Origin of the sequence: Rhizobium sp. SL86 (assembly GCF_026672545.1) — a bacterium.
Classification (GTDB): domain Bacteria; phylum Pseudomonadota; class Alphaproteobacteria; order Rhizobiales; family Rhizobiaceae; genus Neorhizobium.
The window spans coordinates 1,453,966-1,480,000 of record NZ_JAPPRJ010000001.1 but is presented as its reverse complement, the minus strand read 5'-3'; the positions used below and the strand labels follow the sequence as shown (position 1 = coordinate 1,480,000).

Annotated in this window: 21 protein-coding genes, 1 tRNA gene, 2 rRNA genes and 2 pseudogenes (1 of these 26 cut by a window edge); 11 read left to right on the top strand and 15 right to left on the bottom strand. The window is 60.0% G+C overall.

Annotated features, from left to right (window positions below):
• The 4 genes from OU993_RS07455 to OU993_RS07440 form a co-directional block, all read left to right on the top strand.
• Positions 1 to 1,803 (top strand): 23S ribosomal RNA (locus OU993_RS07455); it begins 1,084 nt to the left of the window's first position.
• A 271-nt stretch (positions 1,804 to 2,074) separates the two neighbouring features.
• Positions 2,075 to 2,189 (top strand): 5S ribosomal RNA (rrf, locus tag OU993_RS07450).
• 83 nt (positions 2,190 to 2,272) lie between these two features.
• Positions 2,273 to 2,349: transfer RNA gene (locus OU993_RS07445), tRNA-Met, on the top strand.
• 295 nt (positions 2,350 to 2,644) lie between these two features.
• Positions 2,645 to 2,839, top strand: a complete 195-nt coding sequence (locus OU993_RS07440) for a hypothetical protein (protein WP_268155824.1) — start codon at positions 2,645 to 2,647, stop codon at positions 2,837 to 2,839.
• A gap of 165 nt (positions 2,840 to 3,004) precedes the next feature.
• On the opposite strand, the pseudogene OU993_RS07435 reads toward OU993_RS07440, so the two are convergent.
• Positions 3,005 to 4,033 (bottom strand): annotated as a pseudogene (locus OU993_RS07435) (recombinase family protein); the annotation flags it as partial.
• Between the two features lie 3 nt (positions 4,034 to 4,036).
• Here OU993_RS07435 and OU993_RS07430 point away from each other — a divergent pair.
• On the top strand, positions 4,037 to 4,159 hold the full coding sequence (locus OU993_RS07430; protein WP_268155822.1) for a hypothetical protein: 123 nt from the start codon (positions 4,037 to 4,039) through the stop codon (positions 4,157 to 4,159).
• Positions 4,160 to 4,915: 756 nt separating this feature from the next.
• On the opposite strand, the gene OU993_RS07425 is transcribed toward OU993_RS07430, so the two are convergent.
• From OU993_RS07425 to OU993_RS07395, 8 genes are all read right to left on the bottom strand, one after another.
• Positions 4,916 to 5,143, bottom strand: coding sequence for a hypothetical protein (locus OU993_RS07425; RefSeq protein ID WP_268155821.1), 228 nt, complete (start codon positions 5,141 to 5,143; stop codon positions 4,916 to 4,918).
• 17 nt (positions 5,144 to 5,160) lie between these two features.
• Entirely contained in the window at positions 5,161 to 5,298 is a 138-nt protein-coding gene (locus OU993_RS28850) for a hypothetical protein (protein WP_442792883.1), read from the bottom strand.
• A 137-nt stretch (positions 5,299 to 5,435) separates the two neighbouring features.
• The gene (locus tag OU993_RS07420) at positions 5,436 to 7,256 is read right to left on the bottom strand and encodes an ABC transporter ATP-binding protein (protein WP_268155819.1); all 1,821 of its coding nucleotides are present in this window, start codon (positions 7,254 to 7,256) and stop codon (positions 5,436 to 5,438) included.
• Between the two features lie 4 nt (positions 7,257 to 7,260).
• Entirely contained in the window at positions 7,261 to 8,130 is an 870-nt protein-coding gene (locus tag OU993_RS07415; RefSeq protein ID WP_268155817.1) for a metallophosphoesterase family protein, read from the bottom strand.
• A gap of 60 nt (positions 8,131 to 8,190) precedes the next feature.
• Positions 8,191 to 9,738: an ABC transporter substrate-binding protein gene (locus OU993_RS07410; RefSeq protein ID WP_268155815.1), complete on the bottom strand. Its 1,548-nt coding sequence runs from the start codon at positions 9,736 to 9,738 to the stop codon at positions 8,191 to 8,193.
• A 68-nt stretch (positions 9,739 to 9,806) separates the two neighbouring features.
• A complete protein-coding gene (locus OU993_RS07405) occupies positions 9,807 to 10,697 on the bottom strand; it encodes an ABC transporter permease (protein WP_268155813.1) in 891 nt (296 codons plus the stop codon).
• A 2-nt stretch (positions 10,698 to 10,699) separates the two neighbouring features.
• Positions 10,700 to 11,629, bottom strand: coding sequence for an ABC transporter permease (locus OU993_RS07400; RefSeq protein ID WP_268155811.1), 930 nt, complete (start codon positions 11,627 to 11,629; stop codon positions 10,700 to 10,702).
• Entirely contained in the window at positions 11,629 to 12,402 is a 774-nt protein-coding gene (locus OU993_RS07395; RefSeq protein WP_268155809.1) for an HAD family hydrolase, read from the bottom strand. Before OU993_RS07395 ends, OU993_RS07400 begins: the two co-directional genes overlap by 1 nt.
• Positions 12,403 to 12,570: 168 nt before the next feature.
• On the opposite strand from OU993_RS07395, the gene OU993_RS07390 reads away from it, so the two are divergent.
• Positions 12,571 to 13,515 (top strand): LysR family transcriptional regulator, encoded by a 945-nt coding sequence (locus tag OU993_RS07390; RefSeq protein WP_268155807.1) that lies wholly within the window; start codon positions 12,571 to 12,573, stop codon positions 13,513 to 13,515.
• Positions 13,516 to 13,861: 346 nt separating this feature from the next.
• Here OU993_RS07390 and OU993_RS07385 read toward each other — a convergent pair.
• The 4 genes and pseudogenes from OU993_RS07385 to OU993_RS07370 form a co-directional block, all read right to left on the bottom strand.
• Positions 13,862 to 14,056 (bottom strand): annotated as a pseudogene (locus tag OU993_RS07385) (transposase); the annotation flags it as partial.
• Between the two features lie 535 nt (positions 14,057 to 14,591).
• The gene (locus tag OU993_RS07380; RefSeq protein ID WP_268155806.1) at positions 14,592 to 16,607 is read right to left on the bottom strand and encodes a DUF3732 domain-containing protein; all 2,016 of its coding nucleotides are present in this window, start codon (positions 16,605 to 16,607) and stop codon (positions 14,592 to 14,594) included.
• Between the two features lie 4 nt (positions 16,608 to 16,611).
• Positions 16,612 to 17,106, bottom strand: a complete 495-nt coding sequence (locus OU993_RS07375) for a three component ABC system middle component (RefSeq protein ID WP_130776030.1) — start codon at positions 17,104 to 17,106, stop codon at positions 16,612 to 16,614.
• Entirely contained in the window at positions 17,096 to 18,211 is a 1,116-nt protein-coding gene (locus OU993_RS07370; protein ID WP_268155802.1) for an ABC-three component system protein, read from the bottom strand. Before OU993_RS07370 ends, OU993_RS07375 begins: the two co-directional genes overlap by 11 nt.
• A 363-nt stretch (positions 18,212 to 18,574) precedes the next feature.
• Here OU993_RS07370 and OU993_RS07365 point away from each other — a divergent pair, with 363 nt between their 5' ends.
• The 4 genes from OU993_RS07365 (at position 18,575) to OU993_RS07350 (ending at position 24,378) form a co-directional block, all read left to right on the top strand.
• On the top strand, positions 18,575 to 19,429 hold the full coding sequence (locus tag OU993_RS07365) for a type IV toxin-antitoxin system AbiEi family antitoxin domain-containing protein (RefSeq protein ID WP_268155800.1): 855 nt from the start codon (positions 18,575 to 18,577) through the stop codon (positions 19,427 to 19,429).
• On the top strand, positions 19,416 to 20,333 hold the full coding sequence (locus tag OU993_RS07360; protein ID WP_268155799.1) for a nucleotidyl transferase AbiEii/AbiGii toxin family protein: 918 nt from the start codon (positions 19,416 to 19,418) through the stop codon (positions 20,331 to 20,333). Before OU993_RS07365 ends, OU993_RS07360 begins: the two co-directional genes overlap by 14 nt.
• A 167-nt stretch (positions 20,334 to 20,500) precedes the next feature.
• Positions 20,501 to 21,601, top strand: a complete 1,101-nt coding sequence (locus OU993_RS07355) for an IS110 family transposase (protein WP_268157561.1) — start codon at positions 20,501 to 20,503, stop codon at positions 21,599 to 21,601.
• Between the two features lie 650 nt (positions 21,602 to 22,251).
• Positions 22,252 to 24,378 carry a DUF3363 domain-containing protein gene (locus OU993_RS07350; protein WP_268155798.1) on the top strand — a complete coding sequence of 709 codons (2,127 nt, stop codon included), beginning with the start codon at positions 22,252 to 22,254 and terminating at the stop codon, positions 24,376 to 24,378.
• A gap of 8 nt (positions 24,379 to 24,386) precedes the next feature.
• Here OU993_RS07350 and OU993_RS07345 read toward each other — a convergent pair whose 3' ends face one another.
• Positions 24,387 to 24,587, bottom strand: coding sequence for a transcriptional regulator (locus OU993_RS07345; protein WP_326493827.1), 201 nt, complete (start codon positions 24,585 to 24,587; stop codon positions 24,387 to 24,389).
• A 165-nt stretch (positions 24,588 to 24,752) separates the two neighbouring features.
• On the opposite strand from OU993_RS07345, the gene OU993_RS07340 reads away from it, so the two are divergent.
• Positions 24,753 to 25,406 (top strand): hypothetical protein, encoded by a 654-nt coding sequence (locus OU993_RS07340; RefSeq protein ID WP_268155796.1) that lies wholly within the window; start codon positions 24,753 to 24,755, stop codon positions 25,404 to 25,406.
• A 174-nt stretch (positions 25,407 to 25,580) separates the two neighbouring features.
• Here OU993_RS07340 and OU993_RS07335 read toward each other — a convergent pair whose 3' ends face one another.
• Positions 25,581 to 25,967 (bottom strand): hypothetical protein, encoded by a 387-nt coding sequence (locus tag OU993_RS07335; RefSeq protein WP_268155794.1) that lies wholly within the window; start codon positions 25,965 to 25,967, stop codon positions 25,581 to 25,583.
• Between the last annotated feature and the right edge of the window lie 68 nt (positions 25,968 to 26,035).

Genomic DNA, 26,035 nt, shown 5'->3' with positions numbered 1-26,035 from the left:
CGTCCGTCGTGAAGAGGGCAACAACCCTGACCTCCAGCTAAGGTCCCCAAGTCATGGCTAAGTGGGAAAGGATGTGAGGATCCCAAAACAACCAGGATGTTGGCTTAGAAGCAGCCATCATTTAAAGAAAGCGTAACAGCTCACTGGTCTAAATAAGGGTCTTTGCGCCGAAAATGTAACGGGGCTAAAGCCATGCACCGAAGCTGAGGATTCCTCTTTGAGGAGTGGTAGCGGAGCGTTCCGTAAGCCTGTGAAGGAGGACCCGTGAGGGCCTCTGGAGGTATCGGAAGTGCGAATGTTGACATGAGTAACGATAAAGGGGGTGAGAGACCCCCTCGCCGAAAGACCAAGGGTTCCTGCTTAAAGTTAATCTGAGCAGGGTTAGCCGGCCCCTAAGACGAGGCGGACACGCGTAGTCGATGGGAACCACGTTAATATTCGTGGGCCTGGTGGATGTGACGGATCATGTAACTTGTTCGTTCTTATTGGATTGAACGGGCGAGGAAATGGTTCCAGGAAATAGCACCACCATTATAGACCGTACCCGAAACCGACACAGGTGGTCAGGTAGAGTATACCAAGGCGCTTGAGAGAACTCTGCTGAAGGAACTCGGCAAATTGCACGCGTAACTTCGGAAGAAGCGTGACCCCAAATTACGCAAGTAGCTTGGGGTGGCACAGACCAGGGGGTAGCGACTGTTTATCAAAAACACAGGGCTCTGCGAAGTCCATAAGACGACGTATAGGGTCTGACGCCTGCCCGGTGCTGGAAGGTTAAGAGGAGAGGTGCAAGCTTTGAATCGAAGCCCCAGTAAACGGCGGCCGTAACTATAACGGTCCTAAGGTAGCGAAATTCCTTGTCGGGTAAGTTCCGACCTGCACGAATGGCGTAACGACTTCCCCGCTGTCTCCAGCAGAGACTCAGTGAAATTGAATTCCCCGTGAAGATGCGGGGTTCCTGCGGTCAGACGGAAAGACCCCGTGCACCTTTACTATAGCTTTACACTGGCATTCGTGTCGGCATGTGTAGGATAGGTGGTAGGCTTTGAAGCCGGGACGCCAGTCTCGGTGGAGCCATCCTTGAAATACCACCCTTATCGTCATGGATGTCTAACCGCGGTCCGTCATCCGGATCCGGGACAGTGTATGGTGGGTAGTTTGACTGGGGCGGTCGCCTCCGAAAGAGTAACGGAGGCGCGCGATGGTGGGCTCAGAGCGGTCGGAAATCGCTCGTCGAGTGCAATGGCATAAGCCCGCCTGACTGCGAGACTGACAAGTCGAGCAGAGACGAAAGTCGGTCATAGTGATCCGGTGGTCCCGCGTGGAAGGGCCATCGCTCAACGGATAAAAGGTACGCCGGGGATAACAGGCTGATGACCCCCAAGAGTCCATATCGACGGGGTTGTTTGGCACCTCGATGTCGGCTCATCGCATCCTGGGGCTGGAGCAGGTCCCAAGGGTTTGGCTGTTCGCCAATTAAAGCGGTACGTGAGCTGGGTTCAGAACGTCGTGAGACAGTTCGGTCCCTATCTGCCGTGGGTGTAGGAATATTGACAGGATCTGTCCCTAGTACGAGAGGACCGGGATGGACATATCTCTGGTGGACCTGTTGTCGCGCCAGCGGCATAGCAGGGTAGCTATATATGGAAGGGATAACCGCTGAAGGCATCTAAGCGGGAAACCCACCTGAAAACGAGTATTCCCTATCAGGGCCGTGGAAGACGACCACGTTGATAGGAGGCGTGTGGACGTGCAGCAATGCATGAAGCTTAGCCTTACTAATAGCCCGATCGACTTCATCGTTCCCATTGTAAATGCTCATCAACGCGGCTAACGCCGCGTCGATGATGCCTTCGTTCTGTCCTCACGCTGGCGGCTCTTCGAGCCTTCGCTGCGGACGGCGCGCCGGACAACCGGCGGCTCGGCTCTGCCGGCTGCTGGTGCCACGCGAAACGAACAAAAGACGTGTTCAAAAAAAAGACTATTGGCTACTGCCTACTGGCTAAGCCCTCAGTCACCAGCTTCTCAACAATCTCCGGCGCCAAACCGCGCCGGATACATTGCCCTTAGCTGACCTGGTGGTCATGGCGGGGCGGCTGCACCCGTTCCCATTCCGAACACGGCCGTGAAACGCCCCTGCGCCAATGGTACTTCGTCTCAAGACGCGGGAGAGTAGGTCGCTGCCAGGTCTGCTAAAGGCAATACAAAATCTTCTCACAACAAAACCTCCCGGACACAAAAAAGCCCGGACATGACAAAACACACCCAATAACGCGGGGTGGAGCAGCCCGGTAGCTCGTCAGGCTCATAACCTGAAGGCCGCAGGTTCAAATCCTGCCCCCGCAACCAACCATCCCTGCGATACCAATAAAGCCCCATCACGGGGCTTTTTGCGTTTCTGGGCTTCAATCGTGCCAGCGCGGCCCATGAGATCTTCAAGAACTGCCCGCTCGTTGAGAAACTCGGGCTTCCTCTTTCCTGATGCGAAGGTGAGGATTGCGGCAAGATCGCCGCGCAGCACGATTACCAGTTCCGCACCATCGGGCACGAGATCAATGCGGCTGACCAGCGTGCGGAGTTTGTCGGCCGCCAGTGCACGCGTATTCTCGTTGCCAAGCTGGTGGTGAAGTGCAGCGATCTCCTCATGATAATATTTTGCCAGATTGGGGTGGAGCAGGGGAGGTGGTTCTTCAGCGCCGTCGAGGACGCTCGCCAGTTCCTTCCGGCGGGCTTCGAGGGCCACCATCTTCGCGTTGATCCTGTCGGCAGCACCACCCTTGAGAATAAGGTCGAGAAGGGTATCGAGCTCGCGGTCGATCCGTTTGATCTCGGCGGCTGATGAATCAAGTGAGGCACGAGCCTCCATTCGTGTTCTGTTCACTTCACGCGTGAACTCCTCACAAAACTCCTTGTAGAGATCCGGTTCCATCAGATGCTTGTCGAGTCCGTTCAGAACGGAGCGTTCGAGCGTGTCGCGGCGGATGTTCAGCCGGTTGTCGCAAGTCCCCTTGGTCCGGGCATTGGTGCAGCCGAGCATGTCCTTCGAAATCATAGAATAACCGCCACCGCAGCAGCCGCATTTGATGAGGCCAGTGAACAGATGCTTTGGCCGCCGTCGCTCATTGAGAACACGGTTGTCGCCTCGCTGGGTTCCGGGCTCCAGCGCCATCTGGTCCTGCCGCGTCTTAACAGCATCCCACATGTTCTGATCGACGATGCGCAGATCCGGCACGTCCTGAATAACCCAATCCGTTTCCGGATTGAGACGGGAAACACGCTTGCCCGTGTCCGGATCCTTCAGGTATCGCAGGCGGTTCCAGACCAGTTTCCCGATATATAATTCATTGTTGAGAATGCCGGTCCCGCGCTTCGGATTGCCGTGAATGGTGGATGGTCCCCATTCGCTGCCTTGCGGACCTGGCACGCCTTCGCTGTTCAGCACCATGGCGATCGTGCGCGACGACTTGCCAGCCAGATATTCGGTAAAAATCCGCCGGACGATATCGGCTTCCGGCTCTTTGATGGTGCGTTCGCCGCGGCTGGTTTCCCCTGATGTGTCCAGGTGGCGCACGACATCGTAGCCGTAGCAGAGGCCACCGCCGGATTTGCCTTCTTCTACGCGGCCGCGCAGTCCACGCCGCGTCTTGTCTGCAAGGTCTTTGAGATAGAGGGCGCCCATCGTGCCCTTTAGGCCGATATGCAATTCGCTAACTTCACCTTCGGATAGGGTGACGATGCTGACGCCTGCAAAGCGCATGCGCTTGTAGAGGCCGGCTATATCTTCCTGATCGCGCGAAAGGCGGTCGAGTGATTCTGTCAGGATCACGTCGAAGCGTCGCTTCAGTCCATCGGTGATCAGTTCCTGGATGCCCGGCCGGATCAGAGAGGCGCCCGAGATCGCACGGTCGGTATAGCTATCCACGACTGTCCAGCCTTCACGCTCGGCGCGCGTGCGGCAAATGCGAAGCTGGTCCTCGATCGAGGCATCGCGCTGATTGTCGGAGGAATAGCGGGCGTAGAGAGCAACCTTCATGAGATGACCTCCCTATTTGAGGAGGCGTTCGCGGGTGGCGCGCTCCTGTTCGGCTTCGACGAATTTACGGGCTGCCTGTCGCGCAAGCAAGCGAACAAGTTGCCGGAGGCGGGGATCGGGCTTTGACGGGTCGTAGACCTGCATGTCGTCAGCGGGCGCGAGAATGACCCGGACGCTATTTGCCGCTGTCCCTTTCCGCTTTGCCACAACACCGTCCTCGCCCATGAACGGACCATTCCGCTCCGGGCAAAGACTGGGCCGGCAACCGGCGGATTTGAATGCGAAATCGCGGGCATGACAGCGACCTCAAGCGTAGTCCATCGTGCCTTATCGCTCCGTCGTGCATTCGATCGCAGATCGTGCGGCGGAAACAGAGGGCACCGGCGTAAGAATACTTGAATTTTGCGGCGAGCGAATCCCCCTGTGCGTAGAATTATTTTGCGTTCTTTCTCTTAACGACCGGCTTCAAGCTTTTCCCTGGTCATGATCCCGCACTCTCCAATGAACATCGGGAGAGCTTCGCTCGCTTTGCCCTGATGGGCTGCGGCCAAGCCTTGCCGACCCGTAGGGAGCCAAGGGAAACTTTTCCCCTTGCTCCCCACAAACGCCGGCTGCGCATGGCAGGGCCGCCCGCTCGCAGGCCGGCACGATGGCAATTACAGTTCAGCTGTTCCGAACCGCCCCGCTCACCTGGCAGCCCGGCCGTGCTCGCTGGCATTTGCCCCCTCAATCCCCGCGCGCTCACGCGCCCCCGGGAGCCATGTCGGGGACATGCCTCCGGCATTAACGGAGAAAGGATTGCAACAATGGCCTGATCCAAGGATCCATGCCGAGGGCGTTGCATGCAGAGAGCCAGGACGGCATGTCGACACGAGCATTCGTTCAGTGCCGGGGAGCGCTTGTGCCAGGATCCTCGGGACAAGCCCCAGCATCGGGGATGCCGACCTGATCCATCAGCCGCAGCGCCTCGGCCCGGATCGCCCGGCCCGGCAGCCCCTGATGCAGCGTCAATGCCTCGGCCATCTGCCTGTGGATCGACATCAACGGGTTCAGGGCCGAGGCGGGATCCTGAAAGATCATCGCGGTCTGCCCGCCCCGGATCCGCGCCATCTGCGCCTCGGGCAGGATCAGCAGATCCTGCCCCTTCCACAGCGACCGCCTCCCCTACGCTCACCCCGCCTGCAAGCATCCAGCGCCGCAAGCCAGGTCACCGACTTGCCAGAGCCGCTTTCCCCGACCAGCCCCAGCGCCTCACCCTTGGCCACCGACAGCGAAATGCCTTGGACAGCTGGCGTTCCGTCAAAGGCTACAGGCAGGTCTTGCAGCTGCAGGAAGCTGGTGTCTGCAGCCTGTGCCGGTGTGTCCTAAGTGGTATCGCGCAGGTGGGCGGGGGGCTGTATGTTCATGTCTGGGTCTCCATCCGCGGCGACGCCGCGCGGACAGGCGCGGTATCTGGGGGGGGCGGGGTCATATCGGTTGGGGGCAGCGGCACCCCATGGGCGGTTTCGGCTACGAAATGTCCGGGCGACACTTCCACCAGTGGCATGTGGGCGGGCTGGTGGCCGACGGGAAAGACCAGGTTGGGGGGAGCTATGGACAGGCTGGCCGGGCGCGGACGCCCTCGCCGGGCCGGGTCTGGCACTGGCACGGCGGACAACAGCCTGCGCGTGTAGGGGTGCCGAGGGGTGCGTAACACAAGGTCGGTTGGCCCGGTCTCGACGATCTGGCCGGCAAACATCACTGCGATCCGATGGCTGACCCGTTCCACGACCGCGATGTCGTGGCTGATGAACAGAAACGACAGCCCCTCGTCGCGCTGCAACTGGGCCATCAGATCGGTGATCTGCCGCGCGATCGACACATCGAGCGCCGACACCGCCTCATCCGCAACGATCAGGCTGGGCTGAACCGACAGCGCCCGCGCGATGCACAGCCGCTGGCGCTGCCCGCCCGAGAACTGATGGGCAAAGCGGTCGGCCGCTTCGGGTTCCAGCCCGACCTTGGCCAACAGCGCACAGGCCAGCTGGCGGCGACCGCCCTGCGTCACCCGGCCATGGATCAATGCAGGTTCGGTGATCAAGTCCAGCACGGGCAGACGCGGGTTCAGGCTGGCATAGGGGTCTTGAAAGATGATCTGGGCGTGTTGGCGTTCATGGCGCAGCTGCAAGGGGGAAAGGCCGGTGATCTCGCGATCTGCGATCGTGATGTGGCCCCTATCGGGTTCGATCAGGCGCAGCACGGCGCGCGCGAGGGTAGACTTGCCGCAACCGGACTCGCCCACCAAACCCAAGGTTTCGCCGCGCCCTATGGTCAGCGAAACCCGGCTGACCGCATGGTAGTCCAAAGCGCCACCGGACAGCACACCGCGCCGCACCGGGAAGCGCACGCTGAGGTTTTCGGCCCGCAGCACCGGGGTAGGATCGCGCAGCGGCCGGGGCGCGCCGCTGCCCAGCTTGGGCGTCGCCGCCATCAGAAGGCGGGTATAGGCGGCGGCGGGTTCGGCAAAGATCCTCGCGACCGGGCCCTGTTCCTCGCAGACCCCCTGGCGCAACACGATCACGCGGTCGGCGATTTCGGCCACAACGCCCATGTCATGGGTGATGAACAGCACCCCCATCCCCAGATCGGCCTGCAACGACTTGATCAGCGCCAGAATCTCGGCTTGCGTGGTTACGTCCAGCGCCGTCGTCGGCTCGTCGCAGATCAGCAGATCGGGTTGGCAAGCCAATGCCATGGCGATCATCACGCGCTGGCGCAAACCGCCCGAGAGTTCATGCGGAAACTGGCGCAGCCGCCGGGCCGGGTCGGGGATCTTGACCCGCGCGAGGGCCTCGATCGCCGCCGCCTTTGCCTGCGGTTCCGACAGATGCTGATGCTGGCGCAACACCTCCATCACCTGTTCGCCCAGGCTGATCACCGGGTTCAGCGCCGTCATCGGTTCCTGAAACACCATCGCGACCCGATTACCCCGGATGCCGCGCAACGCAGGTTCGTCCAGCGCCGTCAGTTCGGTGTCGCCAAGCCAGATTTTCCCAGCCGCGATCGCCCCGCCTTCACGCTCGATCAGCCGCAGGATCGCCAGCGCCGTTGCCGATTTGCCCGATCCGCTTTCGCCCACCAGCGCCAGCGTCTCGCCCCGGTCCACCGCAAAGGACAAATCGCGCACTGCGGGATGCGACCCGAACGCCAAGTGCAGATTTTCGACGCGCAGCAGATCGGTCATCGGTCTATTCCGCCGTCTGGCGACGCATCCGCAGTTCGGGATGAGTGGCGAAATCAGGCAAGGGCGGCGTCCAGCGCGTGGCGGTCGGACGGAAGGCAAAGGCGAAAGGATCGGCCCCCTCGACACGCCAGGACAGCGTGTCGCCCAGCTCGATGATCCCCATCGCCCCGCAAGGCGCGCCCTGGGTGGTGAAGCTTTCGGTCAGGGATTGCTGGGTGAGGTGGGTGATGCCATCGACCGTGGTGACGGTATTCCAATGCACATGCCCCGACAGGCACACCACCGGCACGCGGGCCTGCGCCAGGGCGGCGCGGGCCCGGTCTGCCATCGGATAGACCGACGAGGCCGGGTTGTTCTGGAAATAGTAGTTGCCGGTCTGGGCATGGCCCGAGATCGGCACATGGCTAAGGATCAGCAGCGGCCGGTCGGCGTTCTGGGCCACCCGCGACAGCCACAGAAGATCCGCCTCGCGCAGGATGAAGCCGGAACGCTCGGGGGTACGGTGGATCTTGGCATCGGCTCGCCAGATCACCAGCCGCCAGCCTTCGATATCATGGGTTTCATGTCCCAGACTCTGGCCCAGGATAGCCTCGTTCTCGGCGACGCTCAGGTGATCGCGGTCGTGGTTGCCGCAGATGTGCCAGATCGGTGCGACCACAGCGCGAAAGGCATCGGCCACCTCTGCCTCCAGCCGCAGATCGGTCGCGTGATCGACGTCGGAAATCCGGTCGCCAAGGTCGATCACATGGGTTGCACCGGCATCGGTGGCAAAACGGGCAAACTCATCCATCAAGCTTAGGGCGGCGTCACCCCGTTTGGTGGTCGAGGGGGTGCCGTGGTGGATATCGGCGATGATCGCAAGGCGCAGGGTCATGTCTTGGGCTCCGGGAAAAGGGGCGCCCGCCGGGTTGATCCCGGCGGGCAAAGGGGCTGATCACTCGACGGTGATCGAGCCTGCACGGAAATCGAGGACGTAGGGAATGTGGCCGGCCTGCGGCACCCAGGTCACGCCGGTGCGCATCGCCCAGGATTCGTAAGGGCGATACAGCGGCAGAACCGGCGGATCCTTCTGGATCCGGTCCATTAGCTCGGCATAGGCGGCGCGGCGGGTTTCGATATCCGAAGAATAGCGGAACCGGTCCCACGAGGCCTTGTAAGCCTCATCTGTGTTGAACCGACCTTCGGATTCAGACGGCCCACCCGGCGCCCACATCACCCCAAAGCTGCCAAAGGGGTCGGCGAAATACATCGGGTTCGACCAGTTCCGCGCCATCATGTCGGGGCTGTTGCCGGACCATTTCTCGTCCACGTTGATCCGGCCCTTGATACCGACGGCGGCCCACATTTCCTGAATCGCCTGCGCGGCCAGCAGGCCATTGGTATAATAGCCCGGCGCGGTGTCGAAGGTGATCTCGAAGCCGTCATAGCCGGCCTCGGCCAGCAGGGCTTTGGCTTTTTCGGGATCGTAGCCGAAGGTCTGGAGCTCGGGCATGTAGAGCGCGCCGAACTCTTCCATTGTGTGGGTCGAGGGCACCACGGCCTTGCCCAGCCACAAAGCCTCGTTCAGGGCGTCGCGGTCGATGGCCAGCGACATCGCCTGACGGATGCGGGCGTCCTTCAGCTTGGGGTGGTTCATGTTCATGATCATCACGTGGAACAGCGCGGTGGCGCTACCGACGGCGTGCATACCAGGCTCGGACTCGATCAGCGCCAGTTGGTCGGGGGCGACGTTGGTGATCATGTCCACTTCGCCGGTTTTCAGCGCGGTCAGGCGGCTGGCGATTTCCGGCACGCGGGTGACGGTCACGGTGTCCAGCGGGGCCTTGTCGCCCCAGAAGCCGTCAAACCGGGTCCAGACGATTTTCTGCCCCGGCACGAATTCCGACACCGTGTAAGGGCCGGTGCCGACGGGGGCCAATGAGAACGCCTCGTAGTCGCTGTCCTCGGCCACCTTCGGATCGCCGGTCAGGCCCTTGGTATAGTCCTCGGGGATGATGAAGACCTGTTGCAGGTTCAGCAGGGTTTCCCACAGCGGTTCTGCCCGTTTGGTCTTGATACGGACGGTGTACTCATCAACTTTTTCGGCGCCGGAAAAGTTATCCAGGCGGTCGCGCGAGCGGACCTGATAGGGGGCGAAGGTTGCCTGATACATCCGGTTCAGTGAGAACACGACATCGTCCGCCGTCATCGCCTCGCCGTTCTGGAAGGTCACGCCCTGGCGCAGCGTCAGCTCCATCGTGGTGTCGTCGATCAGCTTCCATCCGGTCGCAAGGCCGGGCATCCACTTTGCCTCGGCGGTGGAATAATCCTTATGGATCAAGGGATCGAAAGTGTTGAAATAGAATTGCGATCCGACGTTGGAATGGTCGCGGCCGGGATCCAGGTAGCTGGATACGTTGGCGGCCGCGACGGTCAGGTCGGTGGCAAAGGCCGGGGCGACCAGCAGGGCCGTCAGGGCGGTGGCAGTCAGCAAGCGGTTCATGTGGCAATCTCCATGGGTTCAAGGGACGAGATGATGCGGGCCTTGCCGGCCCGTCTGGTTGTTCGGGCTTAGCGGGGACGCAAGCGCACATCGGCGCGGTCGCGCAGCCAGTCGCCAAGGGTCTGGACGGCAAAGGTGACAATCAGGATCAGCACCGCCGGGGCGATCACGATCCACGGCTGCGTGGGCATGTAGTCGCGCCCCGCCCCCACCATCGCGCCAAGGGTCGCAGTCGGGGGCTGCACGCCAAGGCCGAGGAAGGACAGCGAGCTTTCCAGAAGGATGATGTTGGAAAACGACAGGGTGAACTGTACGACGATTGGTGACGCCAGGTTCGGCAGCAGGTGGCGCCGCGCGATGCGCAACGGCGTGGCCCCGGCGGCACGTGCAGCCTCGATGAACGGCATCTTCATCAGGCGGCGTGTCTCGCCGCGCAGGATGCGGGCGTATTTTTCCCATCCATCAAGCGAGAGGACAAAGACCATCACTTCGATCGAGTTGCCAAGAATGGTCAGCAGGAACAACGCGATCAGGGTGAAGGGCACCGCGATCTGTGTGTCAACCGCAGCCATGATCGCGGTCTCTGTCCGCCCACCGGCCACCCCGGCCAACACGCCCAGAGTGCCGCCTATGCAAAGCCCGATCACCGACCCAAGCGCCGCCAGCGTCAGCGTCAGCCGCAGCCCGTATAGGCAGCGCGACAGCAGATCTCGCCCCAACTCGTCGGTGCCCAGCAGATACTCGGCCTTTGACCGCTCGAACCCCAGCGGCGGGCGCAGACGCGACAGCAGGCTTTGGCCGTCGGGATCAAACGGGGCGAGCAGCGGAGTTGCCACGGCCAGCAGCACCAGCATCAACCCAAGGATCAGAGCAAACCGCTGGACCGGGGTTGCATCGGCCCACAAGTGACGCAACGCCATGATCCATTCAGGACCGCGCGGGGTTTCGATCACGGCCATATCTATGCCCGCCCGGTCTGGCGCAACCGCGGGTCGGCCCAAGCATAGGCCAGATCCACGGCGGTGTTGATCGTGATTACCGCGATCGCCACGGTCAGCACGCCGAATTGCAGCACCGGATAGTCACGCGTCAGCGCCGCGCGCACCAGCATGTCACCGATGCCCGGCCACGCGAAGATCGACTCCACCACCACCGACCCTGCCGCCGCCAGCGCCGCAACCTGCAACCCCAGCACCGACAGCACGGTGATCGAGGCATTTCGCAACCCGTGTTTCAGGATCACCAACCGTTCGGGAAGGCCCTTGGCCCGCGCAGTGCGCATATAGTCCTGCTCCAGCACATCGAGCATGGCGTTGCGGGTAAACCGGGTCAGCGCGGCAATCAGTACGGCCGACAGCGCCAGCGTTGGCATGATGAAATGCCTCGCCGTGCCATTGCCCACTACAGGCAGCCAATTCAGCACATAGGAAAAGACCAGCACCATGAACGTCGCGAGCACGAAGTTGGGCACCGCATAGCCCAGAAATGCCACGGTCATCACCGCAGACCCCACCCAGCCCTTGCGATAGATCGCGGCCAGAATACCCGCCGGGATCGACACTGCCATGGTCAACGCAATCGAGGTCAGCAGCAGTTGCGTCGAGGGCCAAATCCGCTCTGCCACAATCTCGGCCACCGGGCGGCGTTCCAGAAACGACAGGCCGAACTGCCCGTCGGTAAAGGCGCGCAGGTAGGATAGGTATTGCGTCCAGACTGACCCATCGAGTCCGTAATACCGGATCAGCAGAACCCGATCTTCCTTGGTGATCCCCTGACCGATCACAAAATCGATCGGGTTGCCCGAAAGACGGGTGGCAAAGAACACCAGCGTCACGATCACGAAGAACGTGACAACCATGCGCAACAGGGTCAACGCTGTGTATCGCAGCATCACGCCATCCCCCGCGATACGGACTGCAATAAACTTTGCGACACAGGCTGCGGCCGGGCGATCAGCACAAAGGGCACCCCCGAGGCATCTGCCGCCCCACCATCGGTTCCTTCCGTGTCTCCCAGGAAAATCGCCTGATCCGGGCGCACGCCGGCCGCGGCCAGCGCAAGGTCCAGCAGATAGGGCTCGGGCTTGCCCAGCTGGCGGCACACGATGCCGGGCACCGCAGAGGTCAGTGCGGCAAACAGCGCGCCCGTCTCGGGCTCGGGTGTGCCATCCGGGCCGGGGTGGCTGGCGTCGCCGTTGGTCACCCAGATCGGCAGGCCGCGATGCAGATGCGCTGTCAGTTCGCGCAGATCACGGAAGGCAAAACCCGGATCGCGGGCAAGGACGGCCACCTCGGGGTGCTTGCGGTCCGCGATCAGGCCAAGTTCACGCGCCAGATCCTGCAACGGTGGCGCTGCATAAAGCGCAATCCGCGCGCCCGGTTGCTCTGCGGCAATCCGGAGCAGGGTTTGTTCGCCGGCCAGGAAAATCCGCCCCGGTGCGATGGTCAGCCCCATGCCGGCCAGGCGCGCAGACAGGCTGACCGCGGTATCGGTCGAATTATTGGACACGATCCACAGCATGTCCCCGAACCGTTCAAACAGCTCTGGCACAGCGCTTAGAACGGTCTCGCCCGAGATAAGGCACCCGTCAAGATCAGACAGAACAGCGGCGCAACCCGCCAGGCTCGTCGAGAGAAAGTCCTTAATTTCAATGGCGTGCGACATTCATTTATCCCGGCGGCACAGCTACATCCTTCCCGAAAGCGTGTGCCCCGGGTCTGGAAACGATGCGGCGTCTTGTTGTTTGGCGGCGCAGGTGCTGCGACGCGATGGAGGCACAAAGCACCTGAACTGTGACACGCCTGTTACAGATGCGGGCTAAGCCTTCACCCCATGAAACCTATACCTGCACGCACGACGCAGAACCTGTCCCTGTCCCGCCTGCGCGCCCTGAACGCCGTGGCCGATGAGGGCACCTTTGCCGCAGCAGCGCGGCGCCTCGGGATTTCGCATTCGGCGGTGGCCCAGCAGATCCGCGAAATTGAGGCAACGTATGCAGTGTCCCTTTTCCAGCGGCGCAATGGCGCGTTGTATCCGACCCCGATTTGCACGGAACTGTGCGACGTCGGCGTCAGAATGCACGAAGCCGAGCGCGACGCGCTGCTCATCCTCGGGCGGCGCGACGAGCATGGAAACCGTCAGTTGCGGGTTGGCCTCGGCAACTCGAAGCCGGGGATCGCCATCGTCGCCAACCTGATCGCCAATCATTCCAATCTGAATGTCTCAGTGGAAAGCGGTTCACATCAGAGCATCCTGGCTGCGGTTTTGCAGCGCCGCGTTGACGTGGGGGTTCTGCCCGATGTGCCGTCAGACAGCCGCTTTCGGCGGGTTTCCATTCTGTCACAAGAGGTCGTGGCGATCGCCTCTGCCGATTTTCCCGAACCGCCGGAAGGTTTTTTTTCGCTGCCCCATTTAATGAGAACACCGTTGATCTTTCGGCCGCGCGGGTCTTCGACCCAAAAGGTCGTTGACCGTGCCTTTAGGCAGGCAGGCTTCGAGCCGACACCGCGTCTGGTTGCCGATACCCGCGACGCGGTTTACGAGGCCGTCGCCCTTGGGATCGGCGTCGGCTTCATGTGGCGTTTCGGGACATTCCGGACCGACTCAGTCCGCAGGATCCCAGTCCCGGACATGGCGACGCCGGTGGACGAGGTGGTTTTCGCCCTTGCCGGCGAGCGGAATGATCTTCTTGACATGTTTCTTCATGCAGCCACAGAATTTTCCAACAGGCATGCCGAGACCGCGACCAGCTCTCGACGGGGCGTCATCTCAGATTGAAAATCGGACTATCCCGCCGCTTCCGGGGACTAATTTTGCACCGCCGCTCTCACATTCTAGAGCACTTCCGGTGAATTCGGGGTCAATTCTGTTTCACGACTGGCGCGTACGATCCGGCGGTGAAACGGGGGAAGTTCGATGCTCCCGCATCGGGCGAGACCGGTTCGCCGTCGGGCGTCCGCCAGTCGGAAACCCAACGGGACGGGCGCTTTTGCACCGATATCGGCGCCGAGCCACTCGATCGTATCAAGGGATATGCCCGTCGTGTCTCGGCTTGCTCTCGTCACAAAATCGCTCCGTCAGAATGATCCCGAGTTCACCGGAAATGCTCTAGAGCACGTCCGCTTTACTCGGGGTCATATCCGCATGACTTAAAGTAGTTTGCGCATTCTTGTGGTTCGAACAGCGTGACGATCTGGCCGACGGTATTCCATAAACCCTCGACCGTTCGCTCAGCTTTGGCGCGCAAGACGGCCTTAAGCTTCGCAAAGGCCTTCTCGATGGGGTTGAAGTCTGGACTGTATGGAGGAAGGTAGAGCAACGTATTGACCCCCGGGATGCTCGCGACCGACCGGCAAATCAAACGGTATTCGTAGAGCAGCCCAAGACCAAGTCGCCAGTTCGTTTCAAAACCCTTCGGAAGGGAAGAAAGAAGCTCGTCCACGTCGTCGACCGTTTGTGGAAGCTTATAGGGCGCAAGTGTAGAGCGTGGGATGACTACTTCGGTGAGAGATCCGTATTTTGGCTCCAGGTAGTTTTTGCTGCCTTGCCCGACGTGAATTGGGTGCACGAACAGCGCATCCGGGAATATACGAAGGAGAAGACGACTGTCACCGCCGCCGCTCGGGTCATCGGAATCGCTGATATAGACTTCAACGAAGTTTGCTTCCTCGCCAGGAACGTAGATGTGGAGAAATGGACCGCCGTCGGCCCTTTCTCGTTGATTAAAATCAGATGGTCGCAGCGAGGCCACAGGTTAACCCTTCACATTTTTATCATCGTTTGAACGTTAAATTGCTCTGCTCTTCCCGACAGGCAGCCCACAGCCAAACGATGTATCGCAAGCACCAGGGTGGTCATTCTCGCGCATCCTTGGAGCCATCAGGTATCCAGGCTGCAGGAATAAGAAAATCCTCATCATCGCGCCAGTTTGCGGCTCCAATGACGCCTTCCACCTTACCCCAGGCGTGATGATCGGCATGATCGAGGACGATGATCTGAAGCCGACCTTCGAGTCTTGAGTGTGCTCTGGCAAGGCTCGAGAAAATTCTGATCGTGCTTTCAATGTCCGTTAGATGGCGACGCCGCGAGGTGGAATGAGGCCCAGTCTCCACATCTTTTCCCTCGACGAAACTGTCGAACGTATCGCTTGGAAAGTAGACTTGGCTCGGTTGGTCGATCACCAAGAATGAAGGCACTGGATTGTTGGATCCTCGGCTCAGGAAAACTCCGTGAAGGGCCAGCAGTGCGGCCAAATGATAACCCATCCAGTTTTCACCGCTACCAATCTCCCAGAGAAAATCTGGTCTATTTGCTCCCTCTCGCTCGAAGCGAAGATTGAGTTCCCTCTCGTCGAGGACTGGTTTGCCCTCGGCGCCAGCGACACCGAGAGCCGCAATGAACTTCGGGATGTAGTTTGAAATCTGGTTATGGATGCGGGCTGAACGGCTCTCTCGTTCTTCGAGATTCGACTGTTGGTCTAGCACACGAATGTCCTTCCGCAAGGCTTCTGCCCGGCTAGTCAGACCACCTTCGCCCTCGACCTCACCTAGTAGCCTCAAAGCTTGCTCTGTCGAGCCAATGAAGCGATAGACGTTTTCGAGGCTCTGGCTTTTGCCCTCCTCTCGGTCGACCTCCGCTTCAAATGCGGCTCTCGTTTGGCGCAGGGAAAGGAGTTCACGCTCATCCTTGAGCAGCTCTTCTTGGATGGTGACGATGTCGCGATCAACCATCGGGCGCGCCGATGCCGTGCCCGTTGATAGGGCTGCGAGTTCGGCGATGGGCTCATCGAGCTCCGCAAGCGCCTGCTTGGCAGCCTCCGTGCTTGAGCCACAGAGGATGCAATTGTCAGAATGCGTTCGTGCCTTAAACCATCCTATACCTATGACACTTGCCGATTGCTCCTGTAGGATCTCCGCATAATCCCCTACAGACCGGGAAAGGCTCCGAAGCTTACGGAGGCGCCGGCGGTCGGAGCCGATTTTCGCATCAAGCTGCTGCTCTCTGTTTCTGATCTCATCAAGACGCGTGACAGCCGCCGTGACCCGGCCAGCCGTTGCGACGGTACGCCCACCAGCATTTACGACATTCTGCAAGAGTTCAATCAACGCGGTGAGGTTGCTCGGTGGCTCGCCAGCGGGCAGAAGGCTGAGCTCTTGAGCGCGAAAGAATGCTCCATGTGCGGTCGCACGCCAATTGTCGATCGCAGTGCGCCTTCCACGTAGCTCGGTCTCTATGCGGCGTAGTTCATCGCGAAGAAGCCGAATTCTGTGGGCTCGGACCAAATCTTCGTTGGTAATGATGCCCATGGCGAGCGGCAGGATGTGCTGTAGCTTGTTGCGGTGATCGGTGGAGTCAGCCTTGAAGAAGAGTGTATAGGGGTTCGCGACGATGTGTTGTGGTAAAAGATTGAATGAAGCCATGTCTCGAAAGCTTGCCCGATCCTGCGCGCCTTCTGGAACGACACTAAGATTTGATAGCCCGGACAATGCATCGAGCATCGCCTTCAGCCTTGTGACATTGGTCGTCGGTGTCGGGCGCCGGGGAAGGGGGGCTTCTGTGTCGCTGCCTTGTTGTAGCCAGATGTCGTCCGAGACTTGTCGCGCAGCTGGCTTCGGTCTTGCAATCCGCATCCGTCCCGCATCAGTTTCGATTTCGAGTCCGTACCATGATGAGAGATCACGGATAACGCCAACTGGGATGGAGCAGTTACCAGAGCCGAGCACGTAGTTGATGATGTCAACGATGGACGATTTGCCCGTGCTGCTCCAGCCGGACACGATAGAGACACGGGACGTGTCAAAGGTTAAAATTCGGGGATCGTGATTGGGATCTTCCGGCCAGATGATAATCGATTTTATAAATAATTTCATCGACTCAGAACTCCACAGTCAGTTGTCTCTGGATCGTCTCAAAGGGCTCAAGTGCGAACCAAGCGCCGAGTCGTTTTCCAGCCAGGATCATAGCGCCCAGTGAGGAATCATTATCGCGGAGCGCTGGAGGGAGGTCGGCTGCTCCGAGTGCGCGGAAAGTAGGAAATCCTCCACCGCCATCGCGCTGTAAAAGCCCTGCGGCCACCCCAAGCTGCAATGCCAAGAACGCAGGCCTTGCCGATGACTCGACCCTTGCCTGCAATCCACCAATAAGATCAGGCCGCTCTGCGACGACCTTCAAAAATTGACTGTCAAAATTCATGCGATGGATCTTCTCAACGGTTTCACGATGGAAAAGCAGTCCCGCGCTCAGGATGAAGACAGGAAGGGCCGGCGCTTTTCCCGCCCCAGTGTCGCTATACTTGCGAGCCAGATGCCAGAATATGCGCGAAAGCAATGCCGGGTTCTTCGCCAACAGCTCCTCGTGATCAGATCTCATCCTTACCTGCCTTTCGGAACGTCGGGTCCCACCAGACCTCATCCTCTTCGGCAAGCCGGTGATAATGACCGGAGGTCATATATAGCTCTTCACAGGAGTGCCCATCGAGGGCCTCCCGGTGATCATAGGTCACGTCCGCGAGGATGGTTTGGCCGATATCGCAATTCCGCTGGCCTTTCAGCTCGCGCCGGCGTCGTCGCATGAGCCCGGCCCATCTCTCTCGGAGACGATCGGAGCGGTGGCTCCACTCGGCATCAGGTACGTCCCCGGCTCGAACCAGACGATGTTTTTCAATGTTGAATTTCAAAAAATGATCGACCGCCTGTACGATATCCTCACCTTCGGCATCAATGCGGCTAAGATGTTCCACGAAATTGCGGGACAACTGACCCTTGCGTAATTCATCGTCGATTTCGATCTCACCGGATGCGCGGGGCAGGAAGCGGCTCTTGGCCTGCTTTGCCTGGAGCGCATGACTTTGCACAAGCACTTCGTCGCGAGTTATCAAGCCAGGACGGCCCTCTGACCATTCAAGCCGAACGCGGTTGGTCAGCCAACCGAAGAGGCCGTCCAAAATATCGGCCGCGTCGGCACGCGGGTTGAGCCCGAGGCCATTTGCGATTGATCTGCGATCGATCGCAAGATCTGTTGCTTCGACAAGTTCAACTTTGGAAATCAGGTCCGCAAGGGAACCATCAGGCCGGGACAGAACGTCGTCGATCAGGATTTGGACCTTTGCGGTCGTGCGCTTCGAACCGATTTTCCGCAACGCTCCCACGATATCTGCAACACTCGCTTTCCCGCAACCGCGCTCCTTTATCAACTGTGCGATCGGCGAAGACACCCAGTGGTTCACGAAGAACAGGTAGCGCTGACAGTGCGCGCCGTCTACGGTTTCTGCATGCCGCAACCAGATCTGCAATGTTCTCCAGATCGCGCGGGTCCGATCGCCAAGCAGTCGAGCTTCGCTTCGGGTTGTACTCTTGTCTTGTTCAAGCAAAATGATTTTGCCGTCACGAACGACGGCGACATCGTCGACGTGCTCCACCGCGACCGCCACGTCTCCGCCGGCGGCATGAGCGAGGTGGTAAAGAGCGCGATCCAATTGCAGAATGTAACCTGCGGCCTGTGCAGCTGCAGTATTGTCAATTCTTAGACCCAAATTCGTGCAAGCCGGTGAGGCCCCTCAGTCGAAACCATCGTCTATCGAGAATATGCCTCAATCCTGAATAGCAAAGCAACTTTTCCGTCTTAATACTTGCAGTTCACAGGTTTCATGATGTTCGACGTCATTTCCCTGAACCAGGGAGGTGAAAAACTCCCTGTTTCGGTGGGAAAGTTTGCGTCTGCCAGATGCGGGCGCTGGATGTGCGAGGTTTGCATACTATCCGATATACTCAACGTGATTGAGTATATCTATGTGATCTCAAACTTGAAAAGAGTTTGAGAATCGGGTAATATACTCAGCATGGCTGAGCAATCTGCATCGCTGTTAAACCGGCTGGAGAAAGACCTCCCCGAAGGGCTGGTCGTGGATGCCGCTTGGCTGGAAGACCACGGCATCGCCAGCAATCTGCGTGCTTACTACGTCAAGGCCGGCTGGCTGGAACAGCCGGTGCGCAGCGTCTACAAAAGGCCGCGCGGCACGCTGAGCTGGCAGCAAGTCGTTATCTCTCTTCAGACCCTGCTCTTGCGAGCGCCGCTCTACGTCGGCGGACGCACCGCACTGGAGCTGCAGGGCTTTGCGCATTATCTCTCGCATGAGACCAAGACTGTCCATCTCTACGGGCCGGACAAGCCGCCCGCATGGCTGGAAAAGCTGAACCTTCCCCAGCGCTTTGTCTATCACAACAGCGCGACCCTCTTCCGGAATGATCCGACCACGCAGGGGCTTGGCAGCCTTGCCTGGAATATCGCCGACGGAACAGGCCGCGATCTCACCCGCTTTCAGGGGGGCAGTCTGACCTCGCTCGCATGGGGGCAGTGGGATTGGCCATTGACCCTTTCACAGCCCGAGCGCGCCTATCTCGAAATGCTTGATGAACTGCCGCGCCATGAGAGTTTCCATCAGGCCGACATGATCATGCAGAGTGCCGCAAATTTCAGCCCGAGGCGTCTGCAAAAGCTGCTGGTGAACTGTGACAGCGTCAAGGTGAAACGCCTGTTCTTCCTCTTTGCGGATCGTCACCGTCATGCGTGGCTCAAGCGCCTGGACAAGGATGCGATTGATCTGGGGAAGGGCAAACGCATGCTTGTCCCCGGAGGCAGGCTCGATCCGGTCTATCTGATCACCGTGCCGGGGGACCTTGATGCCGTTTCGTGACCAGTACCAGGCCCAGGTTCGGCTGCTCATGCGCCTTCTTCCCATCGTGGCGCGCGAAGCCTGTTTCGCGCTCAAGGGCGGAACGGCGATCAACCTCTTTGCGCGCAACATGCCGCGCCTCTCGGTTGATATCGATCTGATGTATCTGCCGGTCCATGACAGGCCGGAGGCTTTGGCTGGGATCGATGCCGCGATGAAGCGCATCAAGGCCGCAGCATTGGCGGAGCTGCCCGGCGCGCGCGTCACCGAAAACATTCATGATGGTGCGATCCTTCGCCTTCTCGTGATTGCGGAAGGCACACAGGTGAAGATCGAAGTCTCTCCCGTATTGCGCGGTGTGGTCCATGAGCCCTCCACCATTCCGGTCACCGAGGCGGTCGAAGAGGCGTTCGGCTTTGCGGAAACCAGCGTCGTATCCTTCGAAGACCTGTTTGCGGGCAAGCTGGTGGCCGCGCTGGACCGACAGCATCCGCGCGACCTCTTCGACGTGCAAGGCTTGCTTGCCCATGAAGGCCTGAGCGACGACCTGCGCGAAGCGTTCATCGTTTACCTACTCAGTCACAACCGCCCTATGGGTGAGGTGCTATCGGGCCGCGTCAAAGATCTTGCGAACGAATACCAGAACGGCTTCGAAGGCATGACCGAGGACACCGTCGCAATCGATGAACTGGTCAAAACCCAGCATGAAATGATCGAAGCGTTGATCGGCGCAATGCCGGATCACCACCGGGAGTTTCTGATCGGCTTCGAGCGCGGTGAACCGGACTGGTCCCTGCTGAAGATTGGCCACGTGGTGGAGCTTCCGGCCATCCGCTGGCGCCAACGCAATCTCGACAAACTCAAGCCGGACCAACGTTCAGCCCTGGTCGAATTGCTGCGAACTTCCCTTGGACGGCGTGCATAGAAGTACCCGCTCCCTCGGATTTGAACACGGGGAAGGAGGGATATTGAGAGCGTCAACTGGGTAGGGGAAGTACTGCCGCCCGTAATCGGCAGGTCGCGTGCGCGGCGCCGACTGAGGCGCCTGGCGCTGATAGTATTGCCGCCTCGAAACCATGCAGGAGGCGGATGATGGAGTATTTTTGCGGACTAGACGTTGCGACGGTGGAGACGGCGGTTTGCGTCGTTGACGATCATGGCGAGGTGCATCTGGAGGTGAAGGTGGCAACCGATCCGCAGGCCTTGCTTGCGGCTCTGAAGCCGTTCCTTTCCCGTCTGCGGCGTGTCGGCCACGAGGCCGGCTCGCTGTCGCCGTGGCTGCATCCGGAGCTTGTCAAACTTGGCATTCCGGCTGTCTGCCTGGAAACGCGGCATGTGCGCGCGGCGATGGCGGCGCAGCGCAACAAGACGGACCAGAAGGATGCGCTGGGCATTGCGCATATGATGCGCACCGGCTGGTTCCGCCGTGCCCATGTGAAGACGCCGGAATGCTACCGGCTGCGATTGCTTCTGACGCACCGGCGCAACCTGAAGCGCAAGTTTCTCGATCTGGAGAACGCCATCCGCCATTCCCTGAAGGCATTCGGCATTCGCCTGAAAGGCACGGGTCGGACCGGCTTCGAAGCGGCGGTTAGAGAGGCGGTGGCGCAGGATGAGCTGACGCGCGACCTGATGGATGCCATGCTGTCGGCGCGCGCAGCGTTGTGGAAGCAGTACAAGCGGCTGCACCAACTTGTCGTGCAGTTTGTTGCCCGCCATGAGCTTTGCCGACGCTTCATGGCGATACCGGGTGTCGGGCCGGTGGCGGCACTTTCGTTCATGACGGCGGTAGAGGACCCGGCGAGGTTCCGCCGTTCGCGCGATGTGGCAGCCTACTTCGGGCTGACATCGCGGCGATGGCAGTCTGGCACGTCGATCGATGTGCAGGGGCGAATATCGAAAGCCGGAGACCCCGACGTGCGGCGCGCGCTCTACGAGGCGGCGTCGGCGCTGATGACGCGCTTTCGCGGCAAGGACAAGGTGAAGCAATGGGGTGAGAGCCTGGCCAAGCGCGGCAGTCACCGCAAGGCAACGGTCGCGGTGGCGCGCAAGCTGGCGGTGATCATGCACGCCATGTGGAGCGACGGAACGTTTTATGTCGGCGACCCGTCGGCGAGCGAGACGGATCTGGCGGCGCGGGCAAAGGGCAAGGAGCTGAGGCTTCTGGGTGCCCAGGCGTTGCGCGGCCTATGATGCGGGATGCAGATGGGAGCGAACAGTTTACCGCCGCTTTGACGGTGGTGTGACGGACAACACGGCTCCGCGTGAGCGGATGGGAAAGGTACAGACCAGGAAGACGGGACGCACGTTATCTTGCCTGTGGCCGCACCGACGACAAGACGGGTGGACCACGTTTTGACTGCCTGTGACGTTGCCCCGTCCATCCGATGGTAAAATGCACCGCGATGGCAAAAGCGCTGCCAAAGGTCAGCCCGAAAAAGCCTTCGATGCGTGCGCAAGAGTGCACGGCGTACCCGACCCCGATGATCACCGGCAGTGGCGTGTTGCAACGTCAAACATTATGGATTTTAATCAACAGCAGGAAAGGTTGCGATTATGGAAAACACACCAAAAAGTCGACCGATTAAGAGGGCAAGATAAAGCGAACCGGGGTTCGCCCGAGCTGCGCCCGTAAGTGATTGTCTGCACATTGTTTTCCAGCTGGAAAACGGGGAAGTGTCGCGGTTCGCGATGTGAGACGAATTTTAGATCCGACTGATCTTCTTTGTGATCTGTGATGATGGCGGCCACCTGCCGCGAGGTGCGCTACGCTGATCTACGCAGGTTCAAGTCTTTTTACGCCGGCCTGCGATGACCGCAAAATGCCTCTTGTCAGGCCAGTGATGGGCACCGAACCTGCCGATATGGCAGACCGTAACGACGACAGTTTCCGCATCAGACCGGGCCCCCCGAAGAGCCGGGGCGCCGGCGCAAGCCTCTACTCGAAGCCGTTCATCACGCAGGTGAAGATCGCCGTTCGCAAGGCCGGCGGAAACCCGGACCGGATCGGCGGGGAGTCGGGCAACGGCGGCGGGCGCTTCAATGCCCGTGGCCGGGGCGCGAAACTCTTAGCCTCCTTTCCTAAAGACGGTGGAGGTTGGACGCGCGACGGCAGCGGCACACGCTTCCGCTCGCGGCGTGTCGTCGTCAAGGCACGGGTGGTCAAACTTGCCCCGCAACGGGGACAGTCGCGCGGTTCCAAATTCCGGGCGGCGACGGCCAAGGCAGTCGACGCGCACCTACGTTATCTGGAACGGGACGGCGTGACGAAGGATGGCGAGAAGGGCAGGGTCTATTCCGCATTTGAGGACGAAGCCGACGGCAAGGCTTTCGTCGAGCGTGGACGCGACGACCGGCATCAGTTCCGGTTCATCGTCGCACCCGAAGATGCAGCCGACATGGCAGACATGCGATCCTTCACCCGCGATCTTATGAAGCAGATAGAAAGCGATCTGGATACCCGGCTGGATTGGGTAGCCGTCGATCACCACAATACCGGTCATCCCCACACCCATGTCATCGTTCGGGGCGTTCTGGACGATGGCCGCATCCTCAACATTGCCGGCGACTATATCGCCTACGGGGTCCGTCATCGGGCCGAGGCACTGGTGACGCTGGAACTGGGCCAGCAGAGCGAACTGGAGGTAGCGGAGAAGCTGCGCCATGAGGTGCAGGCCGAACGCCTGACCCGGCTCGACCGCATGCTGATCGCGGCGAGCCAGGAACAGGGGATCATTGACCTGCGTCTCGATGGCTCCGACAGCTACACAGTCCGGGCCAATCGATCGCTGCTGATCGACCGGGCGAAGCGCCTGGAGCGGTATGGCTTGGCGGATGAGATCGACACCGGGCGATGGACGATCCGCGACAATGCGGAACAGACGCTACGCGCACTCGGCGAGCCCGGCGATATCCTCAAGACCATGCACCGGGCGCTGGAGGATCATGGTCTTGCCGATGGGCGTGGCGCCCGCGATTACATCACCCACGGCAAAAGCATCACCGAGCCCGTGGTTGGACGGGTCCTGGCCAAGGGACTGGCCGGCGACGAGATGAGCGACCGGCTGCATCTGGTCATCGATGGCGTTGACGGGCATACCCATTATGTCGAGACAGCAGACATTCACGGGTTGGAGGATATCCAGCGCGGCCACATCGTGTCCCTCGATCCGATCCCGCCAAAGGCCGAGCCCAGGGCATCCGACATCAACATCCGCGATCTCGCCGCCAACAACGACGGCATCTATCGCCCAAGTGATCATCTGGAGCAGGCGAGGGCAAAGATCGACAAGATCGGTGGTGATCCCGACGCCTTCATCCGCTCCCATGTCCGCCGTCTCGAAGCACTCCGTCGCGCCGGTCATGTCGAGCGTATCGACGCCGATCACTGGAAGATACCCAACGATCTTCCCGAGCGCGGTATGGCCTATGACGCCAGAGACCGGGCGAAGGATTTTACCGTCCGCACGCTGTCCACCCTCGACCTCAACAGACAAATCGGAAGCGACGGCGCGACATGGCTCGACCGGGAGCTTGTCTCACGCGACCGGACGCCACTCGCGCAGGCGGGCTTTGGCCTGGAGGTCAGCGAAGCGCTGGACCGCCGCCGCCGGAGCCTTGTCGATCAGGGGCAAGCCGTGCGTCTCGACAATGGCAGTATCCGCGCGCCGAAGGATCTGCTGGAACGATTGGAGCGAACCGAGATCGACCGCGTCGGACGGCAGATGGCGGCGGAGAGGGGGCTACCCTACACGCCGAGCCAGCCGGGGGAATATGTCAGTGGATCACTGAAGGGCAGCGTCAACCTCGCCAGCGGGCGTTTCGCCATGCTCGATGATGGTATCGGCTTCCAGCTTGTGCCGTGGCAACCGGCGCTCGAGCAGCACGTCGGCCAGCATATCAGCGGCGTGGTCAGAGACGGCGGTCGAGTTGATTGGAGTTTTGCGAGAAAGCGGGGGCTGGGGTTGTGAGGAGGCTGCTATTCCCCGTCGTCGGGCTTTTTCGGGTCTGAAGCCTTTGCCAGCCGGACGCCAACGCCCTGACCGCGTTCCTCTTCGATGAATATCACCCCTGCGTCTTCAAATGCAGCACGCATGATGTTGACCGTGGCTAATTTCAGATCTTCTCCACGCTCCAGACGCGCCACTGTATCCGGTGAAACTCCAGCATTTCGTGCCAAGTCCCGGGTTCCCCAACCGAGCGCTGCCCGAGCCATTTTGGATTGGATTGAATTCATTTCGTAGCGTCGATACGATTTCTGTTGATCTGATTTGCAAAGGTCTTTATCGTATCAGTGATACGAAAGTGGATTTGACGACGGCCCAAGTTATAGGGGACTCGGATCATGGCTGATTCCGACAATAGCAGAACTTTGCCTGCCGTCACGCGACGCAGATTGCTTTCCACGTCGGCGGTATGGCTGGCGGCGCAGGTTGGGGATGTGAATGCGGCGCTTCATTCCGACAACGGTCGCTCTGACCGTGTCGATCCAACGCTGATGTTGTGGCGGGAGTGGAGGGTGGCCCATAATCAGGTCGAGAAGTTCTGCCGAAAACAGCAGCGGCTTGAAACCGCCCTGATCGCGGCTGTCGGGTTCCCCCATGTTGACATTGTCGTGCCCGATCAGGATTGCTTGGTCGCGGCTTTCTCAATGGAGGAGATCGACCACCGATTTGGTGATGCGCCCGAAAACGTCAATGCAATGATGCGTGCCAAGGCGGTTCTTGCACAACGGCAAGCCGCTTGGGACGAACTGGCCGAGCGGACGGGATACAGCCGGGCAAAGCAAGCGGAGGAAGAAGCGTTTGTGCTGCGCGCGGAACGATTGAATGAGCTGTGCGCGCAACCAGCCCGGTCTGTCGCCGGAGCTGCGGCAAAACTCAATGCCGTCCTTTTGATGGCAGAGGAAGACGGTCCCTGTGATGAATTCCCGTGGCCGCAAATACAGGCTGTGATGGCTGACCTGATCGATCTCGGGAGCGGACGTTCGGGAACTTGATCGGACGCAGCATGCCGGTCACGCTTCAAATGCTCGCTTTGCGCCTTCATATCGGTTGTTACGAGTGGAGTATGCAGTTCCTGATAACCGCCACCGTTGGCGACGGATCTAGGTCGGACTCCAGCCTCCAGTTCTGCCTGACACGACCGCATCGGGCAAGAACGGTCAGGAGGGCTAACGCGGGGCCTCCGGTACAGTGTAGTACCTTTTGTCAAACTCACTGAGAACCATTTCCAGCGTCGCCTCGAAAGCGCCGCGTTCGAACATCGTCGACTTAGGCTCGTGCATGTAGCGCCAGTCTACAAAGGCATCCTTGTGCTGATAAAGCACATGTTCAATGCCGTAATCGACATAGAAGATGTTGGGATGATACGGTGCGACCGACTTTTTGAATTCCTGATCCAGTTTTTCCTGACTTTCCGATTTGAGCCGGCCGAATAACTTGGAGAGGTCATGTGACTTGGAGTGTTTAGGGTCATCGAAATCGAAGACAAACCATGCCTTCAATGCCAGCTCCATTGCGAGAGCAAGGAGCATCGGTTCAACCCCCATCTCTTTCATATGAAGGATATCGTCATTGCCGCTAGACGCCTCGCCGGGGAAACTTCGGGTCTTGCGGAGTATCGCCT